Genomic DNA, 21,267 nt, shown 5'->3' on the forward strand with positions numbered 1-21,267 from the left:
TCTATTTCGTCGCAGGTAGTTCAATACGTCAGAAATTCGTTTCTGTGGAACTTCGCTTGCGCTAAAAAGCGCTATGAACCAGCCATCCCCCAGATCAAATATCAAAATCGGACATTCTGCCTGTCCGCATGACTGCCCTTCCACCTGTGCGCTTGATGTCGAGCTGCTGGATGAGCGTACAATCGGCCGCGTCCGTGGTGCGAAGGACAACAGCTATACCGCGGGTGTGATCTGCGCCAAGGTTGCCCGCTATGCGGAGCGTGTTCATCACCCGGATCGCCTGAAACATCCGCTCATTCGCGCCGGCCGTAAGGGTGACGGCGAGTGGAAGCAGGCATCCTGGGAAGCCGCGCTTGATCTGATCGCCGAACGCTTCATAAAGGCCGAACAGACCTATGGCAGCGAAACTGTCTGGCCATATTACTATGCTGGCACAATGGGGCTGGTGCAGCGCGATTCCATCAATCGCCTGCGCTATGCCAAACGCTATTCGAACCAGTTTGACAGTTTCTGCACCAATATGGCGTGGACCGGCTATTTTGCTGGCACCGGCAGCCTGACAGGCCCAGACCCGCGTGAGATGGCAAAGGCGGATGTGGTGGTCATCTGGGGGACCAACGCCGCAGCCACGCAGGTCAATGTAATGACCCATGCGGTGCGAGCACGAAAAGATCGCGGCGCCAAGATCGTTGTCATCGACATTTACGCCAATGCGACCGTGCGACAGGCGGATATGGGCATTGTGCTTAAGCCCGGAACGGATGGCGCTTTTGCCTGCGCTGTCATGCATGTCCTGTTTCGTGATGGTCTTGCGGACTGGGATTATCTCAATCGCTACACCGATGATCCGAAAGGGCTGGAAGCTCATCTTGAGACCCGCACACCGGAATGGGCGGCTGAAATCACGGGCCTGAGTGTCGAGGAAATCGAAGCTTTTGCACATCTGGTGGGTCAGACCAAGCGCACCTATTTCCGGCTTGGCTACGGCTTTACGCGCCAGCGGAATGGCGCTGTGAATATGCACGCCGCAGCATCGATTGCTTGTGTGACGGGCGCGTTTTTACACGAGGGCGGCGGCGCGTTTCATTCCAATTCCGGCATCTTCAAGATGGATAAGCGCGAGATTGAAGGCAGCGCAATGCAGGATAAAAGCCTGCGTTTCCTCGATCAGTCGAAGATCGGACGTATTCTTACCGGCGATAGCGAAGCGCTATATGGTGGCCCGCCCGTAACAGCGATGCTGATCCAGAACACCAATCCAATGAATGTGACGCCAGAGCAGCGTCTGGTGCGTCAGGGCTTTGCCCGTGAAGACCTGTTTGTTGCCGTGCATGAGCAATTCATGACTGATACGGCCAAAATGGCCGATGTACTTTTGCCAGCGACCACATTTCTTGAACATGACGATATTTACCGTGGCGGCGGACAGCAGCATGTGGTGCTGGGGCCGAAGTTGATCGAACCTCTTGCAGATGCTCGCCCGAATATCTTTGTTATCAACGAGTTGGCTGAGCGTCTGGGCGTCGCACATCTGCCGGGCTTTAACGTCGATGAGCGTACGTTGATCGACAACATGAATGCCAACAGCACTCTTCCGCATTTCGATGACTTGAAGGAAAAGAGATTTGTCGATTTGCAGCCTCCATTTGAGGAAGCACATTACATCAATGGCTTTAAATGGCCGGATGGAAAGTTCCGCTTCCGTCCCGACTGGACCGGCAGCCCGTCACCAAACAAACCACCGGAAGTCATGGGCCTGCAAGGGCCACATCACTCCATTCCAGAGTTTCCGGACTATTGGAATGTGATTGAGGCTGTGGATGCCGAGCATCCATTCCGTCTCGCCACATCGCCTGCCCATAATTTCCTGAATTCGACATTTGCGGAAACACCGACATCTCTCACGAAGGAAATCCGGCCAGAGCTTCTCATCCACCCGGATGATGCGGCTCAACTGGATATCGCAGATGGTGAGCGGATTGAAATCGGCAATCATCGTGGTGAAGTAGTGCTTCATGCAGTGTTGCGCGCTGGTCAAAAGCGCGGTGTCGTTGTGTCCGAAGGTATTTTTCCGAACTCTACGTTCGAGCGGGGTGAGGGGATTAATACGCTGATCGGAGCGGAGCCTGCGGCGCCGTATGGCGGTCTGGCAGTTCACGACACCAAAATCTGGATCAGAAAACTTTGATGAAATAAAAAAACCGCGCTTAATTTAAATTAAGCACGGTTTTTGATTGTATCAGGCCGGATTAGCCTGCGTAATTCAGCTTGAGCTTGGAGAGGCCAACAGCTGCGTTGAGGCCTTTCTGGCCCTGAACCGAAATTGGCTGCAGTGAAATTGTCTTCCACGAGCCGCCGGTCAGGATGTTGGTGCCCGCGCCAATGCCGATTGAGGCATTTGCCGATGCGCCGACATAGCGGCCCTTGAGCGCGCCTTCAGGGCGAACGGTTGGAGCCCAGACAGCCCATGCAACGGTGCCGCCATTGATGAAGCCGATATCTACGCCGATTTTTGTGATGTTGCCGGTGTAACGCTCTACCGGGCCGCGACCGCGAACAGGGCTGAACACACAATCCACGTCCTGCTGGCTGCCGATAATGACGCCGATTGCAGGGGAAATATCACAAGTAAGAGTGCCAACTTCCGAACGCGGCTGGGTGCGACCTGAGCCGGGAGGCGCTACGAAGTCAGCAGCAAGAGCAGGGGCAGTGATAGCAATGCCCGAAACGACGGCCATAGCCGACAGGAAGGAAGTCGAAAAACGGAGAGACATGATGTTGTCCTCTAATAAACACATACTGAAAGAGACGCTTATGCGACTCTCACGGGTTGCCGAAGCAGCTTCCCTTACGAACCTGAATTAGGGCATTTTCGCGAGAATTAAAGTTTTGTTAACGAAAAAATTCGGGTGTGATTAATTTGTCGCGTTTAATCGCGCTTTTGTAAGTCAGGCGCTGATCACCATCGCATCTTGCGACAGGCCTGTTTCCGCGTCACCACTGGCAAATTTGCTGAGCGCAAGCGCGTAAATCTTATGCTCTGCTTTCAAAACGCGCGCAGCAAGACTGCTTTCCGTGTCGCCTTCGACGATAGGCACAGCGGCCTGTGCCAAAATCGGACCTTCATCCATGCCTTCTGTCACCAGATGCACGGTGCAGCCTGCAAGTTTCATGCCTGCGTCAAGCGCACGCTGATGCGTGTGAAGGCCTGCGAAAAGCGGCAACAGCGAAGGATGAATGTTGAGGATACGACCTTCATAAGGCGCAATAAACTTAGCTGACAACAGCCGCATGTAACCTGCAAGGCAGATAATATCCGGGTTGAGCAGCGCAAGCGCCTCAAGGATTGCATCTTCATGCGCATCCTTGGAGGCATAATCTTTGCGGGTAAACACCTGCGTCGCGATGCCAGCGGCCTGTGCTTTGGCTAGTCCGCCTGCATCTGACTTGTCTGAAAAGACCGAAATGACTTCAGCCGGAAAATCGGGCGTCTGAGCAGCGCGGATCAGCGCCTCCATATTGGAGCCGCCGCCCGAGATGAAAATGACGACCCGTTTGCGGCTCATAGTTTCAGCGTGCCCTGATAGACGACGCCTTCGCCTTCACGCTTGACCATGCGGCCGAGTGTTGTGACGTTTTCGCCTTCTTTGGTCAAAGCTGCAATCACTTCGTCCACCTTGTCTGGTGTGACAACAGCGATCATGCCGATGCCGCAGTTGAAGGTGCGCAGCATTTCGAGTGGTTCGACACCGCCGGTCTTTGCAAGCCATGAGAATACGGCAGGAACATCGATTGCATCGAGATTGATTTCAGCCGCAAGACCTTCTGGCAGCACGCGCGGGATATTGTCCGGGAAACCACCGCCAGTAATATGGGCCAATGCCTTGATACCATCCGAAGCACGGATAGCGGCAAGCAACGGCTTCACATAAATGCGGGTTGGCTCCAGCAGCGCTTCACCAAGCGTTGCACCTTCCTTGAACGGCGCATCAGACTTCCAGCCAAGGCCGGACATTTCGACAATACGACGAACCAGAGAGAAGCCGTTGGAGTGAACGCCCGACGACGAAAGGCCGATAATGATGTCGCCTTCCGAAACATCGCCGCGCGGCAGCAGACGGTTGCGTTCAGCAGCGCCAACCGCAAAACCAGCCAGATCGTAATCGCCATCGCGATACATGCCGGGCATTTCAGCGGTTTCACCGCCAATCAGCGCACAACCAGCCTGAAGGCAACCTTCCGCAATACCGGAGACGATAGCTACGCCCTGATCAGGCGACAGCTTGCCGGTTGCGAAATAATCAAGAAAGAACAGTGGCTCTGCACCCTGAACGACGAGATCGTTCACGCACATGGCAACAAGATCGATACCAACAGTGTCGTGCTTGTCTGCATCGATTGCAATTTTGAGCTTTGTGCCAACGCCATCATTGGCTGCAACCAGCACCGGATCGGTGAAACCTGCCGCTTTGAGATCGAAGAGACCACCAAAACCACCAATTTCGCCATCTGCGCCGGGACGACGCGTGGAGCGAACAAGTGGCTTGATCTTGTCGACCATCAGATTGCCGGCATCGATATCGACGCCCGCTTCAGCATAAGTCAGTCCATTTTTTCTGGCGGGGTTATTTTCCGTGGTCATCACCTGCTCCTGAAACTGGCCTGAAACGGGGCTGTGCCCCTAGTGGGGAATAATGAGGGCGCAATGACATGAGATTGCGTGTCCTGCAAGGCCAGAAGGCCGGAAAAGCGCAAAACATCGCAGGAATCTGCTGAAATTTTCGCGATTGTGGATTTGCAGTAACCTGTCGATGCATAGCGAGTGCCGCGCTCATAACCATTGCAATCTTTTTGCTACGATCTAACTATCTCTATCTGCCCGCGCTTACGAGAATAGTAACGCCGACGTATTATAGCTGAGACGCGGGAAATATCTTTGCAGAGAATGGATCAAAATGGCCAAGAAACCAGCGCCTGCGCGTGACACGACGACCAAGACGATACAGCAGGCTGAGGCTGTAGCGCGGGATGGCGATATTCACGTCAATGTGGAAGTCGGCGGCTTTACAGGTTCTGTTGTTCGTCGTCAGGCCATGTTCTGGACCTGTACTGCGGCGATATTCCTTCTGTTTCTGGTGATTTTCAGCCCGGTTCTTCTGCCCTTTGTGGCAGGCATGGCGCTGGCATATTTTCTTGATCCTGTTGCAGACCGTCTGGAACGGCTGGGTCTGTCGCGACTGGCTGCAACGATTGTCATTCTGCTGGTCTTCCTGATGATACTCGTCGTCGGGCTGATGATCATCATACCGGTGCTTGCGACACAGCTCGCAGACTTCATATCCAAGCTACCGGATTACATTTCACAGTTGCAGGCGCTTCTTGCCAATGAGAATTCGAGTTGGCTGAAACGCTATATCGGTATCGATAGTTCGGTCATTCAGGAAAACCTCAGCACGCTCCTGCAACAGGGCGCCGGTTTCCTCTCCACATTGCTCCAGTCCCTGTGGAATTCGGGGAAATCTCTCATTGATATTGCGGGCCTTTTCATCGTTACGCCGGTGGTTGCGTTCTACATGCTGCTCGACTGGGATCGCATGGTTGATCGCATCGATTCATGGGTTCCGCGCAGGCAGCTTTATACCGTCCGCGGCATTGCTCGTGACATGGACGCAGCGGTGGCGGGCTTCGTGCGCGGGCAGGGTACTTTGTGTCTCATTCTCGGCACCTATTACGCTATCGGCCTGACCCTGACCGGACTTAACTTTGGCCTGCTTATCGGCTTTTTTGCGGGGCTTATCAGCTTCATTCCCTATATCGGTTCCTTCGTTGGTCTGACGCTTGCAATCGGTGTTGCGCTGGTCCAGTTCTGGCCGGATTGGATCATGATTGTGGCTGTTGCCGCGGTGTTTTTCCTGGGCCAGTTTGTTGAAGGAAACATCCTCCAGCCAAAGCTCGTCGGATCGTCCGTGGGCCTGCATCCGGTCTGGCTGATGTTCGCTCTGTTCGCCTTCGGTTCTCTGTTTGGCTTCACTGGAATGCTGGTTGCAGTGCCAGCTGCGGCAGCGGTCGGGGTGCTTGTGCGTTTTGCCCTGAATCGCTATCTCCATTCTCCGATGTATGACCCTGCTTACAAGCGTTCGCATTCAGATGTCGGACCGCTGATAGAGGCGGGCGAGAATACAGGCAAAGAGAAATGAAATTGAAACGTAACCGGGCCAGATTTTCAGGAGCCAGACATTCTGGAGGCAGCGATGAGTGACGCGCCGCGTCAGATTCCGCTCGCCCTTGAGCATCAGCCCGGCTATCACCGCGAAGACATCATGGTCACGGGGTCGAACCGTGCGGCGGTGGACCTTATCGACCGTTGGCCGAACTGGGTTGCTCCGGTGGTTATTCTTGCCGGGCCGACGGGCGCGGGTAAAACACATCTTGCAGAAGTGTGGCGTGCAGCAACAGGTGCGTTGCTGGCTGATCCAAAATCTATCAGCGAGCGCGTAGTGCATGGTGCTGCGGAATATCCTGTGCTGATTGATAATATCGGTGGCGCACGTTTTGACGAAACAGGCCTGTTTCATCTCATTAACAGCGTTCGGCAGAATGCAGCCCTTGGTCCGGGGCCATCGCTGCTGATGACTTCGCGTCTTCTGCCCGCAAACTGGAAAGTCAAACTTCCCGATCTTGCATCGCGCCTCAAGGCGGCGACAGTGGTGGAAATTGCCGAACCGGACGACATGCTGCTGGGTGGTGTTATTCACAAGCTCTTTGCTGATCGGCAGATCAGCGTTGAACCGCATGTGGTGAGCTATCTGGTCAGCCGCATTGAACGCTCGCTTCTGTCAGCGATCCAGATTGTCGATCGTCTTGATAACGCCGCTATGGAGCAGAAAACGCGCATAACGCGCACGCTTGCCGCGCAGGTTTTGTCCGAAGCTGGTCACGGTGAGGGATGAAGGTCGCTGTCACTGGAGCTGGCGGATTTATCGGAAGTGCTGTTCTGCGCGAGCTGGCCGGCAATGGACACGAAACGCTCGCTCTTTCACGCGATGCTCTTTTGGCGCCAGACTTTGACGGCGTCGATGCTGTCATTCATTGTGCCGCTCTGGCTCATCGAACTGGTGCCGAACGCCCGCAGGCGGATGAGTTTGACGCTGTCAATCATCGCCTGACAGTCGAGCTCGCGGAAAAAGCCAGACAGGCCGGTGTACGCCGTTTTATCTTCGTCTCAACAATCTACACGATTGCAGGCAATCCATCGCCGTTAATGCCGGATATGCCGTTTTCACCGCGTGATGATTACGGCGATGCCAAAGCGAAGGCCGAAGCAGCATTGCTTGCGATGCTTGGTATTGAGGTGGTTATTGCGCGTCCGGTACTCGTTTATGGCCCAGATGCACGGGCCAATCTGCGCGCTTTAATGAAGCTTTGCGACACAGGACTACCGCTTCCCTTTGGTTTGGCCGACAACCGGCGCAGTTTTGTCTCGCTGGAGAATGTGGCGCGTGCGTTGGTGTTTCTCGTCAATGCACAAAAAGATCAGGTTTCAGGCCAAATTTTCCATCTCGCTGAGCCAGAACCCCGCTCAACCCGCGAACTTGTCTCAAAAGCCCGCAAAGCAATGGGCCGTTCGTCACGGTTGCTGCCGGTGCCAGCCTTTCTTATGAAGGTTTTGCTGACGCTTGTGGGCAGACAGACGCTTTATGAGCAGCTGTTCGGCGACATGGTCGCCGATACCTCGTCGCTGCTCGCAATTGGCTTTGACTATCTGCCGGGTGATCCGCAAATCGCGGCCATGGCAACAGCCGGACAGAAAATCTAATTTTTCTGTCCAACGGCCATTGGCGGCTGAATGCGTGCCTTCTGCACGACGGGTGCCGCTGGAGTTGGTGCTTGCGTCTTCTTGGCAATCGAGCCGGTGGTCATCATCTGTGCGCTGTCGGGCTTGTTACGGCCACCGAGCAACTGATCTTCATGAACCCAGCCAATGATATTGGTTGAAGGCACGACCACACGATGCCACTTGCCGGTCTTACCATAGGAGCGCATTTCGCGGCCCTTCTCGACTGTACCGATAGCCGGTGAGCGATCCCATGCGTTCTTGTGAATGGTGAGTTTTGCCTTGGCATAAATCACCGATGGAGAATGAGCGGCCGTATTGGTGCCGCGCGGTGGCATAGGCAATGCGCGTGCGGATGCAGGGGGAGGCGGCGGTGGAGCCACTTTCTGCGTCGCCATTGCGGGCTTTGAAACCTCAATTGCGGCTTGCTGCACAGGCTTGGCCGGTGCCGGCGCTACCAATGCGGCCGGGCGTGGCACAGGACCCACCGCGCCAGCATAATCTCTGCTTTGCGACTTCTTTTCGACCACGGCCTTCTCGGCAGGTTGTCTGGCTTCAACCTTGGCAGGAGCAGACGAAGTGGTTGTCGGGACAGTGCGTTGGAACAAGGCGGTCAATGCTGCTTGCGGGCTTTTATGCTGAGCCGTTGCCCACAGGCTAAACGCACCCAATCCCAAAATAGCGCCAAGCGCCAGAATTGGTGCTGATGAACCTGAACTGTTCTTGCGCCCGGTAGAACGCCCGGTTGAGCGTTTTGTCGGGCGGGAACTCCGTTTCCGTGGCGCCATTTTTCATGTCCCCTGTCCGAATCGCGACAGGAAGACACTACCGAGTCTTCCTTCGCATTTCGTTACCAGGGTATTTATCAGACCGAGCGGGTGAGGCCGCCATCCACGCGCAGGTTCTGACCCGTGATGTAGGCAGCACCTTCGGAGGCAAGGAATGAAACCGTCGCAGCGATTTCTTCGCTTTTGCCATAGCGCTGCATAGGCACGCTATCCCGGCGTTCTTCTGTTGCTGGCAGACTGTCGATCCAGCCCGGCAAAACATTGTTCATACGGATATTGTCTGCCGCATAGGTGTCGGCGAAGACTTTTGTAAACGAGGCCAAACCAGCACGGAAAACTGCTGAAGTCGGGAACATCGCGCTTGGCTCAAAAGCCCATGCAGTCGAGATATTGATGATCGTGCCGGATTTCTGCTTTTGCATGAAAGGCACGACGAGACGGCTCGGACGTACGACATTCAGAAAGTAAGTATCGAGACCCTTATGCCAATCTTCATCTGTAATATCGAGGATCGGTGCGCGTGGACCGTGGCCGGCACTATTCACCAGCGTATCGATACGCCCCCATTTTTCGATAGTTAGATCGACGAGCTTCTTCAGGTCGTCAGCCGACTGGTTCGACCCTGTGACGCCAATGCCACCCAATTCCTCGGCCAATGCTTCGCCTTTGCCAGATGACGAGAGGATTGCGACGGAAAAACCGTCCGCTGCAAGCCGCCGTGCGGAAGCCGCACCCATACCGCTGCCACCTGCTGTAATGATCGCTACTTTCTGTGTCGACATTTCCTGATCCCAAAATACTGAAATTGTTTCGATATGCAGAAGGTAGCGGACGAGATTGAAATCCCAAGTGAATTTTCTTGAATTTAAGATTTTATAGCGTTGTTCCGGCAATAAAAAACGCCGCTTTCGCGGCGTTCTAATTAAGCTGGTCGGAATGAATTATTCCTGTCCGGATGCCTTGTTGCCCGAAAAGGGTTCACCGGAAGCAGTCTCACCGCGTTTCTGGCTCGCCTCTTTTTGCTGAACAGCATCACGAAATGCTGCCCACTCATTTTCGTGGCGACGATAAAGTGCATCTGAAGTCTGGATATCCATTTCGATCCTCCATTGGCTCTTGGCATGGCAAATAACATGGACCTTGAAGAATCGTTGCATCACAAACGGTAAGCGTTTGAAATCTTAATCGGTTTATATGTTTATAACCGATTTAGACTTGAAACTTTTTGCCGTGTTGACGCGCCTGTCTTAGCCTAAAGGCTTAGTCTTCCTGAATGGAAACGCCACCCTCTCCAATTTTCATTTCGATGCCGGAAGGTTTTGATTCCTCCTGATAGGTATAGATCGCGAATCCTGCGACCACGACAATAAGAGCACCGATAATCAGATAAAGCCCGTTGCGATTCACTCTGAAACTCCTGAAAATTTGAGGATGAAAACAAAACGCACCAGAGCAAGCTTGGTTCCTGGCTTTGAGCTAAGCCATAAACGCACCGAGCTGCGTAACGCTGTGAATAAAATTTGAAAAATCTGTTTTTAGCGCTTGCTTTATACACGGCGATTATCTAGGGAAGGGCCGCTTACAAAGCACGGAGCGTAGCGCAGCCTGGTAGCGCACCTGATTTGGGATCAGGGGGTCGGAGGTTCGAATCCTCTCGCTCCGACCATTCTTTCCAGACAATTTGCCAAGATGAGTATGTCGCAGTCAGATGCTGTGGCGTGCGCCTTTATCGCGTTGACATGGTGTGACGTGTAAACTATTGCCTTGGTGAAATTATCGCCCTTCATGGGCTCAAGAGCATAGATCAAGGTTCGTCAAATGGTTGCACGTATTTACCGTCCAGCTAAGACCGCAATGCAGTCTGGTAAAGCCAAAACCGATAACTGGCTTCTGGAATATGAGCCAGAAAGCGCTCGTAAGGTCGAGCCGCTTATGGGTTACACATCATCCGGTGACATGAAGAGTCAGATTCGCCTGTCTTTCGACAGCCGCGAAGACGCGATTGAATATGCGACCCGCAACGGTATCGCTTATCGCGTAATCGAGCCGCATGAAGTGAAGCGTCGCAAGGTTTCCTATTCGGATAACTTTAGCTTCTATCGTCCACAGCCTTGGACGCACTAACAGCTTTTCCCGGCCTCATGCTTTGTGCTATGGCCGGGTTCTGATGGTGAGGTCCCGTAGCTCAGCTGGATAGAGCACCGGCCTTCTAAGCCGTAGGTCACTGGTTCGAATCCAGTCGGGATCGCCATCAAAACAATGACTTGGATCATTGAATCTTCCTCTGCCAAAAACCTCACATTGCAGCAATCGTATCCGCCAGCATTAGCGCTGCGGTCAGCAATTCTGCTAATCACCTTCGACACAGTTGCAATTGCGTTCCCAAGTGCTAAACGGGAATTCCGGTAACTCGAAGGAATACGATATGCCGGATCTCTCCACACTTATGCTTTTTGCCACTGCTTGCGTCGTGCTCACTGCTACGCCAGGGCCAGATATGCTTCTCATTGCCTCCCGCAGTATTAGCCAAGGACGGGCTGCAGGTTTTCTCACCTATGGTGGTATTGCCGTGGGCACATATTGCCACGCAGTTGCGGCAGCCCTTGGTCTTTCGCAGCTCTTTTTGGTTTTACCCGTAGCCTATGAAATTGTGCGCTGGGCAGGCTGCATCTACCTCCTTTATCTTGCCTGGAAGACCATTCGCTCAGATGGCACTGTCTTTTCACCCGTGGCGAGCCTTAGGCGTTTTTCTTTGAAGCGGATGTTCGGTGAGGGGCTTTTTACCAATTTGCTTAATCCGAAGATGGTGCTCTTTGTGCTGGCGTTATTTCCCCAGTTTGTGAAGCCTGAGGCTGGCTCCCTCATCTTACAAATGTTGGTTTTGGCAACCGTGCTCAACGGCATTGGTTTGATTGTGAATGGAAGCGTTATTCTTTTGAGTACGCATGTTCGCAATCGCATTAAAGCACGGTACTCTATGCGAAAGCTGCCACAATATCTGCTGGCGACTGTGTTCGCAGCGCCTGCCTGCCGCCTCGCGCTGGGAGGTAGCAATTAGGTTTTACCTGGTACAATAACAAAAACGCCGCAAATTTTGCGGCGTTTCTCAATTCGAAATTGTTTGTCTTACTGGCCATGGGGTCCATCGCCGGAGCGGCTTCGTGGGAAAAATCGCGGACCACGATCACGCGAGCGATCCCAATTTCTTCCACCACGGTCCCAGTGGCGGCCTCTGTCCCATCCACGGCCGCGATCCCAATGGCGACCACGGTCCCAATGACGGCGGTCATAATGGCGACGGTCCCAGCGGTCGTTTCGGTCGTTGAGGGCAGCGCCAATCGCGACACCAGCGATCAATGGAATGCCGATCAGAGCGGCATTACGACCGAAATCGTCTGAGTAACCGCCGCTAGAGCCTTCACGCATGGCGAGGTAGCGGGATGATGCCCAGCCGGACAATCCGCCATAGCTAATCTGGCACCAGCCATAACCCGAGGTGCAACCATGCACATTGACAGGCGCTCTATTCGGAATGCTGCCGAGCGCGGCATAACCCGTTCCCGGACCTGTGCGTACATTAAGATTGGTTGTTACAATCGCGTTAGCGGCTTGCGCAGCACCCGCAGAAAAAACACCCAGCGCAATCATGGCGGCTTTAAGAGTGAGTTTCATGGGTCTTCTCCCTGGATTTATATGCACGGTAAACGAATTTACCGGGCAAGAAGTTCCCAATGGTTCTGCTTATGCGTGTATTTTAGCGACGGTGACGCAGAATGACGGCAATGGCCAGTCCTGCCAGACCAATAGCGATTACACCTTGCAACACGAAAACCCAGTTCATCATGGCATTTCCTTTGGGTGCTTTCGGCACCTGAAGACAAAATAGACTTATCTGGTTGGCTTCCTACCGTATTTCAGGGGCATGTGAAATGGATAAGTACCGAAAAGCAGCCGCAGGGCCATGAATGTTGATTTTAAATATCAACTTTCAATCTATGAAAACAAAAGCGACCATTCGGACGCTTCTGCATTTTCCAACTATTCGTCCCTTCCGAAATATTTGGTTTTCAGCGCAGCCAGCTCTTCGCTTTCCTGAAGGCTGATGATCGCAATCGAAGCGGGCTTAACCAGATCACTATGGCGCGGGAAGGCGAAGCCATATTTATCAGGGCTGAAGGTGTTGCCCACGATCTCGATCGGCGCATCGACATTTTGGTGTACATAATATTCAAGCACAGGACTATCGCCAACGATTGCCGAGATTTCGTCATTGGTCAGTGCGGTTACAGCTTCGGGAAGGTGGTCGAAACCTACAGTTGAGATGGAGCGCGCTGCCATTGTCTGCTCTGCAATACTACCCGTGCGCACACCAACCGTCTTGCTCTGAAGGTCAGCCAAGTTGTTGATGTTATTGGAGATATGGGCAACGGTCATTACGCTGGTTACGGAAGATGTTACGTAAGCAACCACGGCAATACCAAAAACCAGCCAGAATGCCTGCCATATACGTCCCGCCCAACCGAAGAGATTCTTGCGTGAGCTTTTGCCGGAAGTGGCAAGCGAAACAACGTGATAGAAGCTTTCGGCCAGGCCCTCAAGCCAACGACGTGGGAAATTCTGGTCAAACCGGCGATCAAAGAGCGTAAGCAAAACTGTGGCAACCAGAATGACGATGCCAATCCAGGCGTAGGTGGCAAGATGGCCTGCATCTTCCAGGTCACCAATCAGATCTTCCCAGCCATTTCCCGCTTGGGTGTGAACCATGATCCGAAGGCCTGCATCAAACCAAGGATGAGTAAAATCAACCACTTCCGCACGTTTTTCAGTGATTGTAATGTTGGTTACAGCCGCATCGACTTCGCTCTGAGAAACGGCCTTCACCAGCGCATTATAGTTCGGATATTCGACGAATTGAGACGCAAGCCCTAGACGTGTGCTTATACTGCTCCACAGATCGATAGCCATGCCGGTGTAGATGTCACCCTGTTTGCTGACAAAAGGCTCACTGACATAAACACCGACTTTCACCTGACGCAGAGCTGTGTCCTGAGCGACAGTCGGAATCGCTGATAGAGCTAGTAAAAAGAGCGCGAGCAGACTCTGCGTAAAAAGGTGAAGCGGATGCTTAATTGAATTCCAAGAAGACACTGACCCAAGCCGATATTTATTTTCGATAGTTCATAAGTATAAATATTCCAACACTCGATGGAAGCAAAAGAATGAGCTAATTTCACCCTAAATTTTTATTTATATATAACTAAAATACTATGTAAAAACAAAGCGGCTCCCGATACCATCAAGAGCCGCTTTGCTATTTTATGTGTCTATTCCGAGGAGACGAGCACGAGATAAGGCAATTCAGATTGCTGCAAAGCCTTTTTCGAGATCGGCAATCAGGTCAGGTACATCTTCAAGGCCGATCTGCAAGCGAATGACTGGGCCCGGATAATCGCCCTTGGCAACCATGCGATCCTTGATGCCAACTTCATTGGCGAGGCTTTCGTAGCCGCCCCAAGAATAACCGAGCCCAAAAATCTCAAGCGCATTCAGAAATGCGTGAGCTTCCTGCCGTCCGCCGCTTTTCAGAACGAAAGCGAAGACGCCTGACGAGCCTTTGAAGTCGCGCTTCCAGATTTCATGGCCGGGATGGCTTTCAAGGGCCGGGTGCAGCACACGATCAACCGCTGGATGGCTTTCAAGCCAATGAGCGACTTCAAGCGCACTTTTGCGGTGATGTTCCAGACGAACACCCATTGTGCGCAAACCGCGCAGGATCTGATAGGCATCGTCAGGTGCAGCACAAAGGCCGAGCGTGCCATGCGTTTCCAGAAGCTGCGGCCAGCATTTTTCATTGGCCGAAATTGTTCCGAAAAGAATATCGGCGTGACCGGATGGATACTTCGTTGAAGCATGGATGCTGATATCAACGCCAAAATCGAGCGGTTTGAAGTAAAGCGGCGTTGCCCAGGTGTTATCCATCATCACAATCGCACCGACCTTATGCGCTTCTTCGACGATTGCCGGGATATCCTGCACCTCAAATGTGTTGGATGCTGGCGACTCCGTGAAGACGACCTTGGTGTTCGGGCGCATCAGCTTTGCAATGGCTGCACCGATCTCCGGATCGTAATATTCAACCTCGATACCCATACGCTTGAGGATCGTATCGGCAAAGTGACGGGTTGGATTGTAAATAGAATCGACGAACAAAACATGGTCGCCGGGTGACAGGAAAGCCAGCAGAGGGATAGTGACTGCAGCAAGACCAGAAGGCACGCAAACAGTGCCAGCGGAACCTTCAAGAGCGTCTATAGCCTTGCAAAGTGCTTCACTGGTTGGAGTGCCGCGCGTTCCGTAAGTGTATTTCTGCGCGCCCGTCGCCATGGTCTGTGCATCCGGGAAAAGAACGGTAGAGGCGCGCACGACGGGTGGATTGACGAAGCCATAATAATCGCGCGGTTCATAACCATCATGGGCCAACCGTGTGTTTATGCCCAGCTTTTCTGTCTTGTCCTGTTTGTTAGTCACGAAATTGCCTCCAGGCCATGTTGCATGCTTTGCCACCAGTTCTCATTTGGAGAGCTTTGCAAACTTGTTTCCGGCGGATTCAGTCTTGCATGTGCAGGTTTTGGTCCGCTCCGGTGGATACTCCAATTTATTGGATAAGACGCACATGAAGCGGATGCAACATGGCGCTTTGTAACAGTGATAATGTAAACCAGAGAAAGAGTAATTCCGATATGAGTGAGAGTAAGGCCACAAGCACAATTCTTTATCCGATCCGCATCGCTTCGGAGTTGGTAAGGGCGCTTGTCAGGCCGGCTTATCCGGGTGCGCCATCAAGCTGGACACTTGAAATGACGGCGCTTGTAGTTCTGCTGCCCTTTGTTCTGCTTGTTCTGCATATTTGGGATGCGCAGATTGTTCGCGCTGCAATGAACAGCGACTTCTTTGTCATGGAAGTGCTTAGAACCATTACGGATTTGATTCGCACTTTGGTCTGGCTTGGCGTCGGCATTATCGTTTGGCTGAGCACGGCTTTCTTGCTCTCACCAAACATTCGCTTAGCTTCACAACAAGTGCTCGTCCGTTTTCACAGTTGGGCGACTCTTGTTCTTGCCTCAATCGTTGTCGGCAGTTTTCCCACGGAGATCGGAAAGCTCTTGATCGGACGCGCGCGCCCGCTTTTGCTGGATGAATTGGGCTCCGCGTATTTCGCTCCGTTTCGGGGCGAACATTCTTATGAAAGTTTCCCCTCCGGACACTCCATGATGGCCGGTATCATGCTGGTTTCACTGTGGATTTTCTTGCCCCGCTGGCGGTTTCTCACGGTTCCGGTCTGTGTTCTTTTCGTTATCAGCCGACTGGCAGCCGGCGCTCATTATCCGACGGATGTCGTGGCTGGACTGACAATTGGCTTTATCGCGACATGGTGGGTGGCTCGCTATATGGCGACGCGAAATATTATTTTTTCGCTAGATGAAGATCAGGTGATGCCGCGGGTCTGAATGGGGCAAAATTGAGGTGCTGATCGCTATGTTCAGCGCCTCTTTTTATCTATAACGATTTGTAATTATTGAATTTTTATAATATTTTCTTTTTTAGGTTCGGCTGATTTTTCAAGCTGAACGCCTTTACCCTAAAATTGGGAAATCGTGTAAAAATCTGCATGTTGATGACCCATTTTTTAGGCAAACCGGCTTTTTCCACGACGTTAATAGCTTGACCAAAACCAAAATATCGCCTTCGATAGCGCTGTGAAGGCGACAGGCATCACTCCGCCCATAAAAACAACAGAGGGTCGATAACGGCTCCGGGCGAGGGATATCTGCGTAAGCAGGGGTGGGGGAGGTCTTGTGGCCTGTTCTTCAACCTCATGCAAAAAATAAAGCAACAGAGACGTGCATGGATCATTTGTCCACCACGATCTCCAGGGAACATAAAAGGTTGCAGGCCAGATGAAAAAGACTGTTTTGACAGGGGTATTGGGTGCAGCGGCGTTGTTTGGCGCAGCTTCGGGAGCATCAGCCGATACACTTTCGGATGTAAAGGCTAAGGGGTTCCTGCAGTGTGGTGTCAACACAGGTTTGCTCGGCTTCGCATCGCCTAATGACAAGGGCGAGTGGTCGGGTTTTGACGTTGATTATTGCCGTGCGGTTGCTGCCGCGATTTTCGGCGATGCAACGAAGGTAAAGTTCACGCCTCTCAATGCTAAAGAGCGCTTTACTGCATTGCAGTCGGGCGAAGTGGATGTCCTCATCCGCAACACGACATGGACCATCAGCCGCGATACGTCGCTGGGTCTCGATTTCCCTGGCGTCAATTACTACGACGGTCAGGGATTCATGATTAACTCGAAGAAGCTGTCGGGTATTAACTCAGCACTTCAGCTTTCCGGCGCTTCAATCTGTGTTCAGGCTGGCACCACGACCGAGCTGAACATGGCTGACTACTTCCGCGCCAACAAGATGGAATACAATCCGGTGGTCTTCGAAAAGCTCGAAGAAGCCAACGCAGCTTATGATTCTGGCCGTTGTGATGCCTATACGACTGACCAGTCGGGCCTCTATTCGACGCGCCTCACGCTTGCAAACCCGGATGACCACGTTGTTCTGCCGGAAATCATTTCCAAGGAACCACTCGGACCAGCTGTCCGTCAGGGCGATTCCAAGTGGGCAGACGTTATCCGCTGGACTCACTATGCGCTGCTGAATGCTGAAGAGTTTGGTATTACTCAGGCCAATGTCGAAGAGATGAAGAATTCCGATAACCCGGAAATCAAGCGTCTTCTCGGCTCGGAAGCGGATACCAAGATCGGTACGGATCTCGGCCTCACCAATGATTGGGTTGTGAATATCGTTAAGGGCGTCGGCAATTACGGCGAACTCTTCGAACGCAATCTGGGTGCCAACAGCCCGCTCAAGATCGCTCGCGGTATCAATGCGCAGTGGAACAAGGGCGGCCTGCAATACGGTATGCCGATCCGCTAAGGCCGATCCGCTAAGGAACGCGCTTTTATTGGATAAATATCGGGCGGGGGCAGCAATGCACCCGCCGGATTTGTCGGCTGTATGATTTTGCAGCTGACCTCAGAATCCGCAGCGCATTCAGGGTTCGGCACACAGGTCTTACGACTGTACCAAGCAATTTAACTCGCGCTTTGTATCTTATGAGCAAGGCTGCAAGGTTCGGCATTTATACGTAACTGCTTTGAAAAGATTTTCCCGGTGGGGGTCGGGAGCCACAGCTATTTTCAAAGCTGATGCGAAAGGCCGAAAGAAAACAGGGAACATATGGCTTCCTATTCTGCAACCGAACGACGCCAAAGCGGCGGCGGCACATCACTCCTCTATGATCCGCGGCTTCGCGGCATCTTCTATCAGGTCGTGGTTTTTGCTGCCGTTATTGGCTTGATCTACTGGATCGTGGGTAACACGATCACCAATCTTCAACGCGCCAACATCGCTTCCGGCTTCGGATTCCTGAATGGTCGTGCTGGCTTCGATATCAGTCAGACGCTGATTTCCTATTCAAGCGATTCCACCTATGGCCGGGCCATTCTGGTTGGCCTGATGAACACGCTATACGTCGCTGGACTTGGTGTTGTTCTGGCGTCGATCATCGGCTTTCTGGTGGGTATTGGGCGGCTCTCGCGCAACTGGCTGATCCGCAAGATCTGCATGGTTTATGTCGAGATCTTCCGAAACATCCCGCCGCTTCTGGTTATCTTCTTCTGGTATTTCGGCGTGCTTTCCGTTTTGCCGCAGGCGCGAGAAAGTCTTTCTCTGCCGCTTGGCAGCTACCTGAATAATCGCGGTTTCTTCATGCCGTCGCCCGTATGGGGTGAGGGTGCGTGGCTGTTGCCGGTTGCCTTGTTGCTTGGCATCGTCGTTTCATTTTTCGTTGCGCGCTGGGCGAAGCGTCGGCAGATGGCGACGGGCCAGCCGTTTCATACGGTTCGCGTTTCCGCAGCATTGATCATCGGCCTGCCGATACTGGCGCTGATCGTGACCGGATTTCCTGTCTCGTTTGATTTTCCGAAACTCGGAACCTTCAATCTGACAGGCGGTGCGCAGGTTAAGCCTGAATTTCTCGCGCTGCTTTTGGCCCTGTCGTTTTATACAGCATCCTTCATCGCTGAAACCGTTCGTGCAGGCGTTCTGGGTGTCAATAAAGGCCAGACCGAAGCGTCTTATGCGGTGGGCTTGCGTCCAGGTCAGACGATGCGTTTGATTATCGTGCCGCAGGCGCTGCGCATCATCATTCCTCCGCTCTCCAGTCAGTATCTCAATCTGATCAAGAACTCTTCGCTGGCCATCGCAATCGGCTATCCGGATCTGGTCGCCGTTGGCGGTACGATCCTTAATCAGACCGGTCAGGCTGTTGAAGTCGTGGCTGTCTGGATGGTGATCTATCTCGGTATCAGCTTGATCGTTTCTGTTCTGATGAACTGGTTCAATGCCAAGATGGCGCTGGTGGAGAGATGACAATGGAAAACGCAAATCTCCAATATGTCCGCCCGCAAATGGTCGAAGGCGAAGCACCTCCGCGTTCTGTGCAGGGGCTTTCGCATTGGTTGCGGGTCAATCTTTTTGCCACACCAGTTGATGCAGCTATGACCATTCTGGGTCTGCTGCTTGTGGCGTGGTTTCTTCCGCCGATCATCCAGTGGTTGTTCATCAATGCAGCCTGGACAGGAACAGACCGCACAGCCTGTCTGACGATCGCACAGGGCGGCACTCAGCCAGAAGGCTGGTCGGGTGCCTGCTGGGCCTTTGTAAATGCGAAATACGAGCAGTTCATTTACGGACGTTACCCGATCTCCGAACGCTGGCGTGTCAATCTGACTGCGCTGATGTTCGTGGTGCTACTCGTGCCGCTTCTCATCCCAAGGGCGCCGCATAAAGTCTTGAATGCGATCCTCTTTTTCTTCGTGTTCCCGATTATCGCCTTCTTCCTGCTGGTCGGCGGCTGGTTTAGCTTGCCATTCGTGGAAACACCGCTTTGGGGCGGCCTGCTGGTAACGCTGGTTCTGTCCTTCGTGGGTATTGCAGTATCATTGCCATTGGGTGTTGTGCTGGCTCTCGGACGACGCTCAAAGCTGCCGGTTATCAAGACCTTCAGTATTATCTTCATCGAAATGGTTCGCGGTGTTCCGCTGGTGACAGTGTTGTTCATGGCGAGCGTGATGCTTCCACTATTTTTGCCGCCGGGCGTGACCTTCGACAAGCTGTTGCGTGCGCTTATCGGCGTGGCACTCTTCGCGTCGGCTTATATGGCGGAAGTGGTGCGCGGTGGCCTTCAGGCTATCCCGCGTGGGCAGTATGAAGGTGCCGATGCACTGGGTCTCAGCTACTGGCAGAAGACGAACCTCATCGTGTTGCCACAGGCGCTCAAGCTGGTGATTCCGGGTATTGTGAATACCTTCATCGGCCTCTTTAAAGACACCAGCCTTGTCTACATCATCGGCATGTTCGATCTGCTCGGCATTGTCCGTCAGAATTTCTCCGATGCGAACTGGGCTTCTCCACAGACACCTGCAACAGGTTTGATCTTTGCGGGCTTTGTTTTCTGGATTTTCTGTTTCGCCATGTCGCGATACTCTATATTCATGGAACGAAGGCTCGACACGGGTCATAAACGATAAGAATCAAGGGAATAATACAAATGAGTGCACAAAGCGCCCTCCCGCAATCCGAACTCGGTGTCGAACTCGACCGTTCAAAGCTGGAAGTCTCGAAGACCGATGTGGCCATCGAGATCAAGAACATGCACAAGTGGTATGGCGAGTTCCACGTTCTGCGTGACATCAACTTGAAGGTCATGCGTGGCGAACGCATCGTCGTTGCTGGTCCTTCGGGTTCCGGCAAGTCAACCATGATCCGTTGCGTCAATCGTCTGGAAGAACACCAGAAGGGCCAGATCATTGTTGATGGCATTGAGCTCACCAATGATCTCAAGAAGATCGACGAAGTGCGCCGCGAAGTCGGCATGGTGTTCCAGCACTTCAACCTCTTCCCGCATCTGACCATTTTGGAGAACTGTACACTCGCACCGATCTGGGTTCGCAAAATGCCAAAGAAGCAGGCGGAAGAAATCGCGATGCACTATCTGGCACGCGTGAAAATTCCAGAGCAGGCCAACAAATATCCGGGCCAGCTTTCAGGCGGTCAGCAGCAGCGTGTGGCAATTGCCCGCGCGCTCTGCATGAGCCCGAAGGTCATGCTGTTCGATGAGCCGACCTCGGCGCTTGATCCGGAAATGGTCAAGGAAGTTCTGGATACAATGGTGAGCCTTGCTGCAGAAGGCATGACGATGATCTGCGTAACGCACGAAATGGGCTTTGCCCGTCAGGTAGCAAACCGCGTGATCTTTATGGATCAGGGTCAGATCGTTGAGCAGAATTCGCCAGCTGAGTTCTTCGACAACCCGCAGCATGAACGCACCAAGCTGTTCCTGAGCCAGATCCTGCACTAATCATTCGATTAGTCGAAATATAAAACACCCGCCAGAGTGATCCGGCGGGTGTTTTTCTTTGCAGCGGTTCCAGTTAAGACTGAATCGTTGGAACCGCTGTAACTGTTTGGTTTTACGCCTTATCCGACGCATCGCAGCAGGAAAAGAAATCAGTCTGGCGAACTGATT

General features: G+C 52.9%; 21 protein-coding genes and 2 tRNA genes. 13 read left to right on the forward strand and 10 right to left on the reverse strand.

Annotated elements, in window-relative coordinates; genetic code table 11:
* The first annotated feature begins 73 nt into the window (after positions 1-73).
* Positions 74-2,188 (forward strand): molybdopterin oxidoreductase family protein, encoded by a 2,115-nt coding sequence (locus tag ABWV94_RS01375; protein WP_113498171.1) that lies wholly within the window; start codon positions 74-76, stop codon positions 2,186-2,188.
* A 61-nt stretch (positions 2,189-2,249) separates the two neighbouring features.
* Here the strand turns inward: ABWV94_RS01375 and ABWV94_RS01380 are convergent, their stop codons facing one another.
* The 3 genes from ABWV94_RS01380 to purM form a co-directional block, all read right to left on the reverse strand.
* The gene (locus tag ABWV94_RS01380; protein WP_105518354.1) at positions 2,250-2,774 is read right to left on the reverse strand and encodes a DUF992 domain-containing protein; all 525 of its coding nucleotides are present in this window, start codon (positions 2,772-2,774) and stop codon (positions 2,250-2,252) included.
* 174 nt (positions 2,775-2,948) lie between these two features.
* A complete protein-coding gene (gene purN / locus ABWV94_RS01385) occupies positions 2,949-3,566 on the reverse strand; it encodes a phosphoribosylglycinamide formyltransferase (RefSeq protein ID WP_113498169.1) in 618 nt (205 codons plus the stop codon).
* Positions 3,563-4,642, reverse strand: a complete 1,080-nt coding sequence (purM, locus tag ABWV94_RS01390; protein WP_064320417.1) for a phosphoribosylformylglycinamidine cyclo-ligase — start codon at positions 4,640-4,642, stop codon at positions 3,563-3,565. The genes purN and purM overlap by 4 nt, the downstream gene beginning before the upstream one ends.
* 313 nt (positions 4,643-4,955) lie before the next feature.
* Between purM and ABWV94_RS01395 the strand changes: the two genes are divergently transcribed.
* Genes ABWV94_RS01395 through ABWV94_RS01405 form a run of 3 tightly spaced genes read left to right on the forward strand, consistent with a single transcriptional unit; the run spans position 4,956 to position 7,816 of the window.
* The gene (locus ABWV94_RS01395) at positions 4,956-6,197 is read left to right on the forward strand and encodes an AI-2E family transporter (protein WP_153223305.1); all 1,242 of its coding nucleotides are present in this window, start codon (positions 4,956-4,958) and stop codon (positions 6,195-6,197) included.
* A 42-nt stretch (positions 6,198-6,239) separates the two neighbouring features.
* Entirely contained in the window at positions 6,240-6,950 is a 711-nt protein-coding gene (gene hdaA, locus ABWV94_RS01400) for a DnaA regulatory inactivator HdaA (RefSeq protein ID WP_171380035.1), read from the forward strand.
* Positions 6,947-7,816, forward strand: coding sequence for an NAD-dependent epimerase/dehydratase family protein (locus ABWV94_RS01405; protein ID WP_113498167.1), 870 nt, complete (start codon positions 6,947-6,949; stop codon positions 7,814-7,816). The genes hdaA and ABWV94_RS01405 overlap by 4 nt, the downstream gene beginning before the upstream one ends.
* Here the strand turns inward: ABWV94_RS01405 and ABWV94_RS01410 are convergent.
* From ABWV94_RS01410 to ABWV94_RS01425, 4 genes are all read right to left on the reverse strand, one after another.
* The gene (locus tag ABWV94_RS01410; RefSeq protein ID WP_113498165.1) at positions 7,813-8,622 is read right to left on the reverse strand and encodes a hypothetical protein; all 810 of its coding nucleotides are present in this window, start codon (positions 8,620-8,622) and stop codon (positions 7,813-7,815) included. The genes ABWV94_RS01405 and ABWV94_RS01410 overlap by 4 nt on opposite strands.
* Positions 8,623-8,699: 77 nt before the next feature.
* Entirely contained in the window at positions 8,700-9,404 is a 705-nt protein-coding gene (locus ABWV94_RS01415; protein ID WP_007874379.1) for an SDR family oxidoreductase, read from the reverse strand.
* A gap of 159 nt (positions 9,405-9,563) precedes the next feature.
* Positions 9,564-9,719 (reverse strand): hypothetical protein, encoded by a 156-nt coding sequence (locus ABWV94_RS01420; RefSeq protein ID WP_007874380.1) that lies wholly within the window; start codon positions 9,717-9,719, stop codon positions 9,564-9,566.
* Between the two features lie 163 nt (positions 9,720-9,882).
* Positions 9,883-10,029 carry a hypothetical protein gene (locus ABWV94_RS01425; RefSeq protein ID WP_353412501.1) on the reverse strand — a complete coding sequence of 49 codons (147 nt, stop codon included), beginning with the start codon at positions 10,027-10,029 and terminating at the stop codon, positions 9,883-9,885.
* A 182-nt stretch (positions 10,030-10,211) separates the two neighbouring features.
* On the opposite strand from ABWV94_RS01425, the gene ABWV94_RS01430 reads away from it, so the two are divergent.
* The 4 genes from ABWV94_RS01430 (at position 10,212) to ABWV94_RS01445 (ending at position 11,680) form a co-directional block, all read left to right on the forward strand.
* A tRNA-Pro gene (locus ABWV94_RS01430) sits at positions 10,212-10,288 on the forward strand.
* A 152-nt stretch (positions 10,289-10,440) separates the two neighbouring features.
* Complete coding sequence (locus tag ABWV94_RS01435) at positions 10,441-10,746, forward strand: ETC complex I subunit (RefSeq protein ID WP_007874386.1); 306 nt, start codon at positions 10,441-10,443, stop codon at positions 10,744-10,746.
* Positions 10,747-10,796: 50 nt separating this feature from the next.
* Positions 10,797-10,873 (forward strand) — tRNA-Arg (locus ABWV94_RS01440).
* 174 nt (positions 10,874-11,047) lie between these two features.
* On the forward strand, positions 11,048-11,680 hold the full coding sequence (locus ABWV94_RS01445; protein WP_353412503.1) for a LysE family translocator: 633 nt from the start codon (positions 11,048-11,050) through the stop codon (positions 11,678-11,680).
* A gap of 68 nt (positions 11,681-11,748) precedes the next feature.
* Here ABWV94_RS01445 and ABWV94_RS01450 read toward each other — a convergent pair whose 3' ends face one another.
* The 3 genes from ABWV94_RS01450 to ABWV94_RS01460 form a co-directional block, all read right to left on the reverse strand.
* Positions 11,749-12,294, reverse strand: coding sequence for an SH3 domain-containing protein (locus ABWV94_RS01450; RefSeq protein WP_007874392.1), 546 nt, complete (start codon positions 12,292-12,294; stop codon positions 11,749-11,751).
* A 366-nt stretch (positions 12,295-12,660) separates the two neighbouring features.
* Entirely contained in the window at positions 12,661-13,650 is a 990-nt protein-coding gene (locus ABWV94_RS01455; RefSeq protein WP_247645072.1) for a transporter substrate-binding domain-containing protein, read from the reverse strand.
* A 330-nt stretch (positions 13,651-13,980) separates the two neighbouring features.
* The gene (locus ABWV94_RS01460) at positions 13,981-15,150 is read right to left on the reverse strand and encodes a cystathionine beta-lyase (RefSeq protein WP_064322390.1); all 1,170 of its coding nucleotides are present in this window, start codon (positions 15,148-15,150) and stop codon (positions 13,981-13,983) included.
* Positions 15,151-15,362: 212 nt separating this feature from the next.
* Between ABWV94_RS01460 and lpxE the strand changes: the two genes are divergently transcribed.
* The 5 genes from lpxE to ABWV94_RS01485 all read left to right on the forward strand — a co-directional run bounded on the left by lpxE (position 15,363) and on the right by ABWV94_RS01485 (position 21,099).
* Positions 15,363-16,130 carry a lipid A 1-phosphatase LpxE gene (gene lpxE, locus ABWV94_RS01465; RefSeq protein WP_064320422.1) on the forward strand — a complete coding sequence of 256 codons (768 nt, stop codon included), beginning with the start codon at positions 15,363-15,365 and terminating at the stop codon, positions 16,128-16,130.
* 450 nt (positions 16,131-16,580) lie between these two features.
* Entirely contained in the window at positions 16,581-17,612 is a 1,032-nt protein-coding gene (locus ABWV94_RS01470; RefSeq protein ID WP_007874396.1) for an amino acid ABC transporter substrate-binding protein, read from the forward strand.
* A gap of 303 nt (positions 17,613-17,915) precedes the next feature.
* Positions 17,916-19,109, forward strand: coding sequence for an amino acid ABC transporter permease (locus tag ABWV94_RS01475; protein ID WP_064320423.1), 1,194 nt, complete (start codon positions 17,916-17,918; stop codon positions 19,107-19,109).
* 2 nt (positions 19,110-19,111) lie between these two features.
* Positions 19,112-20,269 carry an amino acid ABC transporter permease gene (locus tag ABWV94_RS01480; protein ID WP_113159090.1) on the forward strand — a complete coding sequence of 386 codons (1,158 nt, stop codon included), beginning with the start codon at positions 19,112-19,114 and terminating at the stop codon, positions 20,267-20,269.
* A gap of 20 nt (positions 20,270-20,289) precedes the next feature.
* Positions 20,290-21,099, forward strand: a complete 810-nt coding sequence (locus ABWV94_RS01485; RefSeq protein ID WP_007874402.1) for an amino acid ABC transporter ATP-binding protein — start codon at positions 20,290-20,292, stop codon at positions 21,097-21,099.
* Positions 21,100-21,267 lie beyond the last annotated feature (168 nt).

It is taken from the genome of Brucella sp. NBRC 12953 (assembly GCF_040369775.1).
Classification (GTDB): Bacteria; Pseudomonadota; Alphaproteobacteria; order Rhizobiales; family Rhizobiaceae; genus Brucella; species Brucella pseudogrignonensis.

Bases quoted from the DNA above. Each gene is read 5' to 3' on its own strand.
- ABWV94_RS01415 (WP_007874379.1), bottom strand. From the start codon at position 9,404: ATGTCGACACAGAAAGTAGCGATCATTACAGCAGGTGGCAGCGGTATG.
- ABWV94_RS01410 (WP_113498165.1), bottom strand. From the start codon at position 8,622: ATGGCGCCACGGAAACGGAGTTCCCGCCCGACAAAACGCTCAACCGGG.
- ABWV94_RS01375 (WP_113498171.1), top strand. From the start codon at position 74: ATGAACCAGCCATCCCCCAGATCAAATATCAAAATCGGACATTCTGCC.
- ABWV94_RS01475 (WP_064320423.1), top strand. From the start codon at position 17,916: ATGGCTTCCTATTCTGCAACCGAACGACGCCAAAGCGGCGGCGGCACA.
- lpxE (WP_064320422.1), top strand. From the start codon at position 15,363: ATGAGTGAGAGTAAGGCCACAAGCACAATTCTTTATCCGATCCGCATC.
- purN (WP_113498169.1), bottom strand. From the start codon at position 3,566: ATGAGCCGCAAACGGGTCGTCATTTTCATCTCGGGCGGCGGCTCCAAT.
- ABWV94_RS01480 (WP_113159090.1), top strand. From the start codon at position 19,112: ATGGAAAACGCAAATCTCCAATATGTCCGCCCGCAAATGGTCGAAGGC.
- ABWV94_RS01445 (WP_353412503.1), top strand. From the start codon at position 11,048: ATGCCGGATCTCTCCACACTTATGCTTTTTGCCACTGCTTGCGTCGTG.
- ABWV94_RS01450 (WP_007874392.1), bottom strand. From the start codon at position 12,294: ATGAAACTCACTCTTAAAGCCGCCATGATTGCGCTGGGTGTTTTTTCT.
- ABWV94_RS01405 (WP_113498167.1), top strand. From the start codon at position 6,947: ATGAAGGTCGCTGTCACTGGAGCTGGCGGATTTATCGGAAGTGCTGTT.
- ABWV94_RS01435 (WP_007874386.1), top strand. From the start codon at position 10,441: ATGGTTGCACGTATTTACCGTCCAGCTAAGACCGCAATGCAGTCTGGT.
- ABWV94_RS01485 (WP_007874402.1), top strand. From the start codon at position 20,290: ATGAGTGCACAAAGCGCCCTCCCGCAATCCGAACTCGGTGTCGAACTC.
- ABWV94_RS01395 (WP_153223305.1), top strand. From the start codon at position 4,956: ATGGCCAAGAAACCAGCGCCTGCGCGTGACACGACGACCAAGACGATA.
- ABWV94_RS01420 (WP_007874380.1), bottom strand. From the start codon at position 9,719: ATGGATATCCAGACTTCAGATGCACTTTATCGTCGCCACGAAAATGAG.
- ABWV94_RS01380 (WP_105518354.1), bottom strand. From the start codon at position 2,774: ATGTCTCTCCGTTTTTCGACTTCCTTCCTGTCGGCTATGGCCGTCGTT.
- purM (WP_064320417.1), bottom strand. From the start codon at position 4,642: ATGACCACGGAAAATAACCCCGCCAGAAAAAATGGACTGACTTATGCT.
- ABWV94_RS01470 (WP_007874396.1), top strand. From the start codon at position 16,581: ATGAAAAAGACTGTTTTGACAGGGGTATTGGGTGCAGCGGCGTTGTTT.